Origin of the sequence: Streptococcus sp. HMSC074B11 (assembly GCF_001808705.1) — a bacterium.
GTDB lineage: Bacteria > Bacillota > Bacilli > Lactobacillales > Streptococcaceae > Streptococcus.
Genome location: NZ_KV794259.1, coordinates 1 through 11,083 on the forward strand (window position 1 = coordinate 1; position 11,083 = coordinate 11,083).

The window sequence follows — 11,083 nt, forward strand, 5'->3', positions numbered from 1 at the left end:
ACGATGAAAAGATTGCTGATGCAGGTTCTGTAGAATATGCGAAAGTAAAACCTCGTAAAGTTATCGAAGCTATGAAAGTATTCTCTGATCCACGTTTCAACATCGATGTCTTGAAAGTAGAAGTTCCAGTAAACGTGAAATATGTTGAAGGATTTGGTGATGGAGAAGTCGTTTACAGCCGTGAAGAAGCAGCAGCATTCTTCAAAGCTCAAGACGAAGCTACTAACTTGCCATACATCTACTTGAGTGCTGGTGTATCAGCTAAATTATTCCAAGAAACATTGCAATTTGCTCATGATTCAGGTGCTCGTTTCAACGGTGTACTTTGTGGTCGTGCTACTTGGGCGGGTTCAGTTGAACCTTATATCAAAGATGGTGAAGCAGCAGCTCGCGAATGGCTTCGTACAACTGGATTTGAAAACATTGATGAACTCAATAAAGTACTTCAAACAACAGCAACTTCATGGACCGAACGTGTCTAAATTTCCCCTCCCTTTTTATGTCCTAAAACCTAGCTAAAAAACTTTTAAAAAAAGTTGTATGTAAAGGTTTACAAAAAATCATTCTTGTGATATACTAAAGTCACAAGTTAATACAAAGTGAGTGTTACTAAGTAATATTAGGCATGATCACAGATGACTCAGAACTTTATTATCTGGGTTCATTTGTGGTCATTTTTTATGCTCACAAAACTTAAATAATAGGGCAAGGAGGTTGCCATGTATCGGATATTAAATCCAATGAATAACAATGTTTCTCTCGTGCGGAATAGCAAGGGAGAGGAGTTGATCGTAATTGGTAAGGGTATTTCGTTCGGTAAGAAGAAGGGAGATTTGATTTCTGAGGATCAGGTTGAAAAAGTTTTTCGGATGAAAACAGAAGAGTCGCGAGAAAACTTTATGGCTCTTCTCAAGGATGTACCGCTTGATTTTATTACGGTCACTTATGAGATTATTGATAATCTTTCTAAAAAATATCAATATCCTGTCCAAGAGTATCTATACGTCACTCTGACAGACCATATCTATTGTTCTTATCAGGCTATTAGCCAAGGACGCTATAAGGATAGTAACTTGCCTAACATTTCTGCCAAATATCCTATCGCTTTTCAAATTGCACAAGAAGCTTTTGAAATTTATCGTCAAAAACTGACAGAAAATTTTCCTGAGGACGAGATCATTCGTATCGCTTATCACTTCATCAATGCAGAAGGTGAAAATGAAGTTGAAGTTGTTGAGTCGATTGATAAGAGAAAGGAAATTTTAAAGAGAGTTGAAAGCGTTTTGAAGAGTTATAAAATCCAGCGAACACCTGAAAATAATAATTTCTACGACCGCTTTATGATTCATCTAAATTATTTCTTGGATTATCTGGATCGTAGTCGCGATGATAATCAATCCTTGCTCGATATGGAAGAACATATAAAGAATACCTATCCAGAAGCATTCGAGATTGGTAGCAAAATTTATGAGGTCATTGCTCAGGAAACTGGTCTTGACCTCTACAAGAGTGAACGAGTTTATCTTGTTCTACACATCCAACGTTTATTGTCATAACGCTTTACTAAAAAATATATAAGGAGAATTCTATCATGAATAGAGAAGAAGTAACATTGTTAGGTTTTGAAATCGTTGCCTATGCAGGTGATGCTCGTTCAAAATTATTAGAAGCTTTGAAGGCTGCTGAAGCTAGCGATTTTGCTAAAGCAGAAGCTCTTGTTGAAGAAGCAGCAGGTTGCATTGCGGAAGCTCACAAAGCGCAAACATCTATGCTTGCTCAAGAAGCTGCAGGGGAAGAAATTCCATACAGCATCACAATGATGCACGGACAAGATCACCTGATGACAACAATCTTGCTAAAAGATTTGGTGCATCATTTAATTGAACTTTATAAAAGAGGAGCTAAATAATGAATAAGTTAATTGCCTATATCGAGAAAGGGAAGCCTTTCTTTGAAAAACTATCTCGAAATATCTATCTTCGTGCTATTCGTGATGGATTTATCGCAGGAATGCCAGTCATTCTCTTCTCAAGTATTTTTATCTTGATTGCTTTTGTTCCAAACTCTTGGGGCTTTAAATGGTCTGATGAAGTAGTAGCACTTTTGATGAAACCTTACAGCTACTCTATGGGGATTCTAGCAGTCTTGGTAGCTGGAACCACTGCTAAATCTTTAACAGACTCCGTCAATCGTAGTATGGAGAAAACCAACCAAATCAACTATATGTCAACGCTATTGGCGGCTATTGTTGGTTTGCTGATGTTAGCAGCTGACCCAATCGAGGGTGGCTTTGCAACTGGTTTCCTTGGAACAAAAGGGTTGCTTTCAGCCTTCCTGGCAGCTTTTGTAACTGTAGCTATCTATAAGGTTTGTGTGAAGAACAACGTTACTATTCGCATGCCTGACGAAGTTCCACCGAATATCTCACAAGTCTTTAAAGACGTTATTCCGTTTACGCTTTCAGTTGTTTCTCTTTATGCTCTTGACTTGCTCGCTCGTCAATTTGTTGGTGCAAGCGTTGCAGAATCAATCGGTAAGTTCTTTGCCCCTCTTTTCTCAGCAGCAGACGGTTATCTTGGTATTACTATTATCTTTGGTGCTTTTGCCTTCTTCTGGTTTGTCGGTATTCACGGCCCATCTATCGTTGAACCTGCCATTGCAGCGATTACTTATGCAAATGCCGAAGTCAACTTGAACCTTCTTCAACAAGGTATGCACGCTGATAAGATCCTTACATCTGGTACACAAATGTTTATCGTCACTATGGGTGGTACAGGAGCAACTCTTGTAGTTCCATTCATGTTTATGTGGTTGTGTAAGTCTAAGCGTAATCGTGCAATCGGACGTGCTTCAGTAGTTCCTACATTCTTCGGTGTAAATGAACCAATCTTGTTTGGTGCACCACTTGTTTTGAACCCAATCTTCTTTATTCCATTTATCTTCGCACCTATTGCAAACGTATGGATCTTTAAGTTCTTTATCGAAACTCTCGGCATGAACTCATTTACTGCCAACCTTCCATGGACTACACCTGGGCCTCTAGGTATTGTTCTTGGTACAAACTTCCAGTTCTTGTCATTTGCTCTTGCAGCATTGTTAATCGTAGTGGATATTGCAATCTACTATCCATTCCTTAAAGTTTATGACGAACAAATTCTTGAAGAAGAACGTTCTGGTAAAGCCAACGATGAATTAAAAGAAAAAGTAGCCGCAAACTTCAATACTGCTAAAGCTGATGCTATCCTTGAAAAAGCTGGAGTAGAATCAGCACAAAATACAATTACAGAAGAAACCAACGTACTCGTTCTTTGTGCGGGTGGAGGAACAAGTGGTCTTCTTACCAACGCCTTGAACAAAGCAGCAGCTGAGTACAAGGTGCCAGTTAAAGCTGCAGCTGGTGGCTATGGTGCTCACCGTGAAATGTTGCCAGAATTTGACCTTGTTATTCTTGCTCCTCAAGTAGCTTCAAACTATGAGGACATGAAGGCTGAAACAGATAAACTTGGAATCAAATTGGCTAAGACTGAAGGAGCTCAATACATCAAGTTGACTCGTGATGGTAAAGGTGCTCTTGCATTTGTTCAAGCGCAATTCGATTGATGATAGGAGACTGTTTTACAGTCCCTATCATCACGGAAATCGCTATGGCGAATTTCCTAATCGCCTTGTTAATTCGTCGGTAAAAAAATATCGTTTTTACCTCCTCATGTCACAATTCGACTGACCTTGGGGACTGTAAAAGACTCTCCTGATTATATATTTGTTTTCCCCCTTTATGTCACTATTTGGTGACTTTGTACAAGAAGTGAGACGGAGATGGATAGCTCACTAGCTCCTCTCCGCTCGCTTTTCATTTTATCCAATCAAGAAATAGGTGAAAAAATGACAAAAACACTTCCAAAAGATTTTATTTTCGGTGGCGCAACAGCGGCTTATCAAGCAGAAGGAGCTACGCATACAGATGGTAAAGGCCCTGTTGCCTGGGACAAATACCTAGCAGATAACTATTGGTACACAGCTGAACCAGCGAGTGATTTCTACCATAAATATCCAGTGGACTTAAAGTTGGCTGAGGAATATGGGGTAAACGGTATCCGTATTTCTATTGCTTGGTCACGTATTTTTCCAACTGGTTATGGTGAAGTAAATCCAAAAGGGGTAGAATTCTATCATAAGTTATTTGCTGAATGTCATAAACGTCATGTAGAACCGTTCGTTACTCTTCATCACTTTGATACACCTGAAGCTCTTCACTCAAATGGAGACTTCTTAAATCGTGAAAACATCGAACACTTTGTAGATTATGCTGCATTCTGTTTTGAAGAATTCCCAGAAGTCAACTACTGGACAACCTTTAATGAAATTGGTCCAATCGGTGACGGTCAATACTTGGTCGGTAAATTCCCACCAGGTATTCAATACGACCTTGCGAAAGTATTCCAATCTCACCACAATATGATGGTGTCTCATGCTCGTGCTGTGAAATTGTACAAAGACAAAGGCTATAAAGGTGAAATCGGGGTTGTTCACGCCCTTCCAACTAAGTATCCATTGGATCCTAAAAATCCTGCAGACGTTCGTGCTGCTGAGTTGGAAGATATCATCCACAACAAATTTATCTTGGATGCTACCTACCTTGGACACTATTCAGATGCAACAATGGAAGGTGTAAACCACATCTTATCAGTAAATGGTGGTGAGTTGGATCTTCGAGACGAAGACTTTGCAGCACTTGAAGCAGCTAAAGATTTGAACGACTTCCTCGGAATTAACTACTATATGAGCGATTGGATGGAAGCCTTTGATGGTGAAACTGAGATCATCCACAACGGTAAAGGTGAAAAAGGAAGCTCTAAATACCAGATCAAGGGTATTGGTCGTCGTGTAGCTCCTGACTATGTGCCTCGTACTGACTGGGACTGGATCATCTACCCTCAAGGTTTGTATGATCAAATCATGCGTGTTAAGAAAGATTATCCAAACTACAAGAAGATCTACATCACTGAAAACGGACTTGGATACAAAGATGAATTTGTGGACAACACTGTTTACGATGATGGCCGTATTGATTATGTGAAACAACACTTGGAAGTATTGTCTGATGCGATTGCAGAAGGTGCAAACGTCAAAGGATACTTCATCTGGTCATTGATGGACGTCTTCTCATGGTCTAATGGTTATGAAAAACGTTACGGACTTTTCTATGTTGATTTCGATACACAAGAACGTTATCCAAAAAAATCAGCTCACTGGTATAAAAAATTAGCTGAGACGCAGATTATTGAATAAGCTAATCAAAGAATAAAAAGAGCTTACCGTTACTAATATACATAATATGGGATTTAGTTTTGCATAGAGCATGACTAAATCCTTTTTATCTAGATTTTACCTGAAAGTCAAAAAAATTCTTGACAGATCAATGAGATAGGGGTAAAATCTTAACTAGTTAAATAACTGGTTAAGTATATAGAGAACTAACTCAATTACTCAAATCTTGTTTGATAAATAGAAAATAGAAGGAGGAGTTTTAAAAGTGAGTAATTTTTCTAAATATATATTTAACCAGTTAAGTAAGTTCTTTAGGAAAAAGTGTAGTACTTCTTTAACGAATAAATGAAATAGAAAGTGTATTAAGATGAAAATCAATAAAAAATATGTTCTTGGTTCAGTAGCTCTTTTGGCTTTAAGCCTTTCAAGTTATGAATTGGGGCGTTACCAAGCAGTACAGACTAGCAAAGAGTCTAATCGTGTGTCTTATATAGAAGGAAATCAGGCTAGTGCTAAGACTGAAAATCTGACACCAGATGAGGTTAGTCAGCGAGAGGCGATCAATGCTGAACAAATTGTTGTTAAAATTACCGATCAAGGTTACGTGACTTCACATGGGGACCATTATCATTACTTTAATGGCAAGGTTCCTTATGATGCTATTATTAGCGAGGAACTCTTGATGAAAGATCCGAATTATCAGTTGAAGGATTCAGACATTGTCAATGAAATCAAGGGTGGCTATGTGATTAAGGTAGACGGGAAATACTATGTTTACCTTAAGGATGCGTCTCATGCGGACAATATTCGTACAAAAGAAGAGATTAAACGTCAGAAGCAGGAACATAGTAGTAATCACGGGGGTGGTTCTAACGATCAAGCAGTAGTTGCAGCCAGAGCTCAAGGCCGTTATACAACGGATGATGGTTATATCTTTAATGCCTCTGATATCATTGAGGACACGGGTGATGCTTATATTGTTCCTCATGGCGATCACTTCCACTATATTCCGAAGAGTGATTTGTCTGCCAGTGAATTAGCTGCTGCTCAAGCCTTCTTATCTGGTAAAGGTAGTCAATTAAGTACCGTGGAATATCGTTCAAGCAGAGGAGAAACAAGATCTAGTGTGAGAACGAGTCCATCTGAGACACCTCAGAATCCTGCAACAGATTCTGAAAATCAAAATGAGGATTTAGCTAGTCTCCTTCAAGAATTGTACGCCTTGCCACTTAGCCAACGTCATGTGGAGTCTGATGGATTGGTATTTGACCCAGCACAGATTACAAAACGTACTGCCAATGGTGTGGCAGTTCCTCATGGAGATCATTTCCATTTCATTCCTTATTCGCAAATGTCTGCTTTGGAAGAAAAATTGGCTCGAAATCTGCCAATTGGAGGTCAGCCAATTCAAAGTCATGCTGATAATCCGAAACCAAGCAGTTCTGAGAAACCAAGTTCAACCATTAAACCAAACTTTAATCTCAATACGCCGGCACCGAATCGAGGAACTGGAGGAGCCTATACAACGGATGATGGGTATGTCTTTAGTCCGACAGATGTGATTGAAGATACAGGTGACGCTTTTGTTGTACCGCATGGCAATCATTTCCACTATATACCTAAGAGTGATTTGTCAGCAGGAGAATTAGCTGCAGCCCAAGCTTATTGGAATGGTAAACAGGGTTCTCATTCTTCTACAAGTTCAAGTAAACCAAGTAGTAACAATGTTAAACCAGCTCAACCAAGTCTGACAGAGACTCCTAATCTGACTGTCACCCCAACTTATCATCAAAATCAAGGGGAAGACATTTCAACACTTTTAAGTGAATTGTATGCCAAACCTTTGTCAGAACGCCATGTGGAATCGGATGGCTTAGTCTTTGATCCGGCACAAATTATCAAACGTACAGCTAACGGTGTCGCAGTGCCTCACGGAGACCATTATCACTTTATTCCTTATTCACAAATGTCTGATTTAGAGCAGAAGATTGCAAGAATGATTCCGTTAAAAGGGCAAAATGGATTAAACGAAATTGTTACAGATATTAAACCTTTAGTATTAAAAGAAGTAGTTCATAAGTTCTTAGGACAACCAATCAAAGCTTATGGAAAAGGTTTAGATGGCAAACCTTATGATACGAGTGATGGATATATATTTACCAAAGATTCCATCGATTCTGTTGATAAATCAGGTGTTATTGCCAAACACGGAGATCATTTCCATTATATGGGATATGGTGAATTAGAACAATTCGAATTGGATGAAGTTGCTAAATGGATTCAAGAAACTGGTAAAAATCCAGATGACATCGTTTCTTTAGTTCACTCAGATGAGAAGGAAAGACCAAAGTTTGATTATAAAAAAGTAACTAATAAAATTTCTAGAAATAGTAAAGTTGGTTATATAATTAATGAAGGTGGTAAAGATTATTTTTATTCACGTGAAGAACTCGATCTTTCTCAAATAGCTTTTTCTGAGCAGGAACTGATGCTTAAAGATAAAGATAATTATCGTTATGATATTGTAGAAACAGAAATTAAACCAAGATTAGCTGTTGATGTATCTAGCTTGCCTATGCATGCAGCCAATACTACGTATGATACTGGAACTTCTTTCATTATTCCGCATATCGATCACATTCACGTCGTACCTTATTCTTGGTTAAATAGTGAGCAAATAGCAACTATAAAATATGTAATGCAACATCCTGATGTGCGTCCTGAAGTTTGGTCAAAACCAGGTCATGATGATGCTGGATCTGTTATTGCTAATGTAACTCCTCTTGAAAAACGTCCTGGAATGGAGAACTGGCAAATTATCCATTCTGCTGAAGAAGTTCAGAAAGCACTTAAAGAAGGCAAGTTTGCAACTCCTGATGGATATATTTTTGATCCTCAGGATGTATTGGCAAAGGAAACCTATATTTGGGCAGATAAATCTTTCAGTATTCCAAGAGCTGGAGGTGGTTCATTGAGAAGTATCACTAAATCCGACTTATCAGAAGTAGAATGGAAACAAGCGCAAGACTTAATTGCCAAAAGAATGAAAGAAAAAGAATCCCAAAATGGGACGTTTACGAATAATAATGAAGAATTAAAACCTGATTCAAACAATTTTAAAAATATTGATAAAAATAAGACTGATGTAGATAAAGTTGAGGAGCAACCGAAAAATAATATAGGTGTAAATGAGACTGGTACAACCAACGAAATTCCTTCAGAAAACAAGGTTGAAGATAAAGAAAACTCCAAAGAAGAAAGTGACGATGATTTACCAGACTACGGATTGGATAAAGTAACTTTAAATGAACATATAGAAAAGTTAGCAAAAATTGCACAAATCGATCCTAAGTTTCTAATTTTTCAGCCAGAAGGTGTTCAGTTTTACAATAAAAATGGTGAATTAGTGATGTATGACATTAAGACACTAAAACAAGTAAAACCTTAAAATATTTTTATTAATTATAATCTACTCGAAAGGATATTGTTCGATTTTTGATTGAATAATGTCCTTTTCTTTATTAAAAAGCTGAAATTTGCTGTCTAAAAAAATGAATCAAGGAGTTCTAAAACAATTAAAAGTCAAATGTTAAAAATAACCAGTGAGAACTGATAATGAAATCTAGTTCTCACTTTTTTCATGAAAATGTAGAAAAAATATTGACATTTTAAATTTTTAGGAGTAAAATGTTTACTAGTTAATTAAACGGTTAAATACTAGTTAAGGAGTTGTTATGAAAAAAAGAAGTATCCTATGGCTTGTGCTTGCCTTCTTTGCTCTTACCATAGGAGCATGTGGACAAAAGGCCAGTCAAGACAAGAGTGATGAAACTAAGGGAATGAAGATTGTGACCAGTTTTTATCCTATCTATGCCATGGTCAAAGAGGTTTCAGGTGATCTAAATGATGTTCGGATGATTCAGTCTAGTTCTGGTATCCATTCCTTTGAACCTTCTGCAAATGATATCGCAGCCATATATGATGCCGATGTTTTTGTCTATCATTCTCATACACTAGAGTCATGGGCGGGAAGTTTAGATCCAAGCCTGCAAAAATCAAAGGTAAAGGTCTTAGAAGCATCAGAAGGTATGACCTTGGAGCGCGTGCCTGGCTTAGAAGATATGCAGGCAGGAGATGGGATTGATGAGAAAACCTTGTATGATCCTCATACTTGGTTAGATCCTGAAAAAGTTGCTGAAGAAGCACAGATAATTGCTGATAAGTTATCAGAATTAGACAGTGCTAACAAGGATACCTATCAGAAAAACGCACAAAGTTTTAGTGCTAAAGCTCATGATTTGACAAAGAAATACCAACCAATCTTTGAAAAGGCTAATCAAAAGACATTTGTGACCCAACACACAGCTTTTTCATATTTGGCAAAACGATTTGGACTTAATCAACTTGGTATTGCAGGTATCTCTCCTGAACAAGAACCAAGTCCAAGACAACTAACAGAAATTCAGGAATTTGTTAAAACCTATAAGGTTAAAACGATTTTTACAGAGAGCAATGCTTCATCTAAGGTAGCGGACACTCTTGTCAAATCAACAGGTGTGAGTCTTAAAACCCTCAATCCTTTAGAGGCAGACCCACAAAATGACAAGTCCTACTTGGAAAATCTAGAAGAAAATATGGCTATCTTAGCTGAAGAATTGAAATGAGGAGATTATGAAGATTAATAAAAAATATCTAGCGGGATCTGCAGTGGTCCTTGCCTTAAGTGTCTGTGCTTATGCTTTAAATCAACATCAAGCACCTGAGAAAAAAGGTGACAACCGTGTATCCTACGTTGATGGTAAAGAGTCTGAAGCTAAAAAGAATGAAACTTTGACACCAGACCAAGTTAGCAAGAAGGAAGGCATAGAAGCTGAACAGATTGTTACCAAAATCACTGATCAAGGTTATGTGACTTCCCACGGTGATCATTTCCATTATTATAATGGCAAGGTTCCTTATGATGCTATCTTTAGTGAAGAACTGGTCATGAAAGATCCAAACTATCAGTTGCGTGATCAAGATATTGTCAATGAGATTAAAGGTGGCTATATCATCAAAGTGGATGGTAAATACTATGTCTATCTAAAAGATGCAAGCCATGCTGATAATGTCCGAACAAAAGACCAAATCGAGCAACAAAAACAAGAACATACATCAGATAGTGGCAATCCAAGTAAGGAAGTTCTTGTTGCCAGAGCACAAGGTAGATATACAACAGATGATGGTTATGTCTTTAATGCTGCAGATATCATAGAAGATACAGGTGATGCCTATATCGTTCCTCATGGTGGGCATTATCACTACGTTCCAAAGAGCGCCTTGTCTTCAAGTGAATTAGCAGCAGCTCAAGCCTATCTAGCTGGAAGAGGAAGTCAACCAAGCTTGACGGATTATAAACCAAATCCAAGTGTTACACCAAGTTCTCAAGCCGATAGCCCAGCAACAAGCATCCCAGTAGATCAAGAGGATAGCCTCCAAAGTCTTCTCGCTCAGTTATATGCTTTACCAGTTAGTCAACGCTATCAAGAATCTGATGGTTTGGTATTTGACCCAGCTAAAATTACTAGTCGTACACCATCAGGAGTTGCGATTCCACACGGTAATCACTACCATTTCATTCCTTATAGTAGTATGTCTGCTTTGGAGCAAAAAATTGCTCGTTTGATACCACTTGGCGGTGCCCTAACACTAACAAAACCGTTAGAAAATCAAAATAAACCAACAGTTCAGCGTGACCATGAAAATGTAACTCATAACACCCATCATGAAGATGAACATGATCATGGCTTTGCAGCTGAGCGTGTGATTAGAGAAG

General features: G+C 38.1%; 8 protein-coding genes. All 8 read left to right on the forward strand.

The features are described from left to right. A partial coding sequence (locus tag HMPREF2619_RS03140) for a tagatose 1,6-diphosphate aldolase (protein ID WP_148130358.1) occupies window positions 1-482 on the forward strand: 482 nt, incomplete at its 5' end. A 237-nt stretch (window positions 483-719) separates the two neighbouring features. Beyond that, entirely contained in the window at window positions 720-1,556 is an 837-nt protein-coding gene (locus HMPREF2619_RS03145) for a PRD domain-containing protein (RefSeq protein WP_070458947.1), read from the forward strand. 35 nt (window positions 1,557-1,591) lie between these two features. After that, the gene (locus tag HMPREF2619_RS03150) at window positions 1,592-1,909 is read left to right on the forward strand and encodes a PTS lactose/cellobiose transporter subunit IIA (protein WP_049527213.1); all 318 of its coding nucleotides are present in this window, start codon (window positions 1,592-1,594) and stop codon (window positions 1,907-1,909) included. Then, window positions 1,909-3,600, forward strand: coding sequence for a lactose-specific PTS transporter subunit EIIC (locus tag HMPREF2619_RS03155; RefSeq protein WP_070458949.1), 1,692 nt, complete (start codon window positions 1,909-1,911; stop codon window positions 3,598-3,600). Before HMPREF2619_RS03150 ends, HMPREF2619_RS03155 begins: the two co-directional genes overlap by 1 nt. 282 nt (window positions 3,601-3,882) lie before the next feature. Beyond that, complete coding sequence (lacG, locus tag HMPREF2619_RS03160; protein WP_070458958.1) at window positions 3,883-5,289, forward strand: 6-phospho-beta-galactosidase; 1,407 nt, start codon at window positions 3,883-3,885, stop codon at window positions 5,287-5,289. 346 nt (window positions 5,290-5,635) lie between these two features. Next, window positions 5,636-8,716 carry a pneumococcal-type histidine triad protein gene (locus HMPREF2619_RS03165; RefSeq protein WP_070458952.1) on the forward strand — a complete coding sequence of 1,027 codons (3,081 nt, stop codon included), beginning with the start codon at window positions 5,636-5,638 and terminating at the stop codon, window positions 8,714-8,716. Window positions 8,717-9,002: 286 nt separating this feature from the next. Beyond that, complete coding sequence (locus HMPREF2619_RS03170) at window positions 9,003-9,932, forward strand: metal ABC transporter solute-binding protein, Zn/Mn family (RefSeq protein ID WP_070458954.1); 930 nt, start codon at window positions 9,003-9,005, stop codon at window positions 9,930-9,932. 7 nt (window positions 9,933-9,939) lie between these two features. After that, the coding region (locus HMPREF2619_RS03175; RefSeq protein ID WP_070458956.1) for a pneumococcal-type histidine triad protein at window positions 9,940-11,083 on the forward strand (1,144 nt) is incomplete at its 3' end.

What these genes read in the sequence shown, in the direction of transcription:
- HMPREF2619_RS03165 (WP_070458952.1), top strand. Translation starts at nt 5,636, where the DNA reads ATGAAAATCAATAAAAAATATGTTCTTGGTTCAGTAGCTCTTTTGGCT.
- HMPREF2619_RS03150 (WP_049527213.1), top strand. Translation starts at nt 1,592, where the DNA reads ATGAATAGAGAAGAAGTAACATTGTTAGGTTTTGAAATCGTTGCCTAT.
- HMPREF2619_RS03170 (WP_070458954.1), top strand. Translation starts at nt 9,003, where the DNA reads ATGAAAAAAAGAAGTATCCTATGGCTTGTGCTTGCCTTCTTTGCTCTT.
- lacG (WP_070458958.1), top strand. Translation starts at nt 3,883, where the DNA reads ATGACAAAAACACTTCCAAAAGATTTTATTTTCGGTGGCGCAACAGCG.
- HMPREF2619_RS03145 (WP_070458947.1), top strand. Translation starts at nt 720, where the DNA reads ATGTATCGGATATTAAATCCAATGAATAACAATGTTTCTCTCGTGCGG.
- HMPREF2619_RS03155 (WP_070458949.1), top strand. Translation starts at nt 1,909, where the DNA reads ATGAATAAGTTAATTGCCTATATCGAGAAAGGGAAGCCTTTCTTTGAA.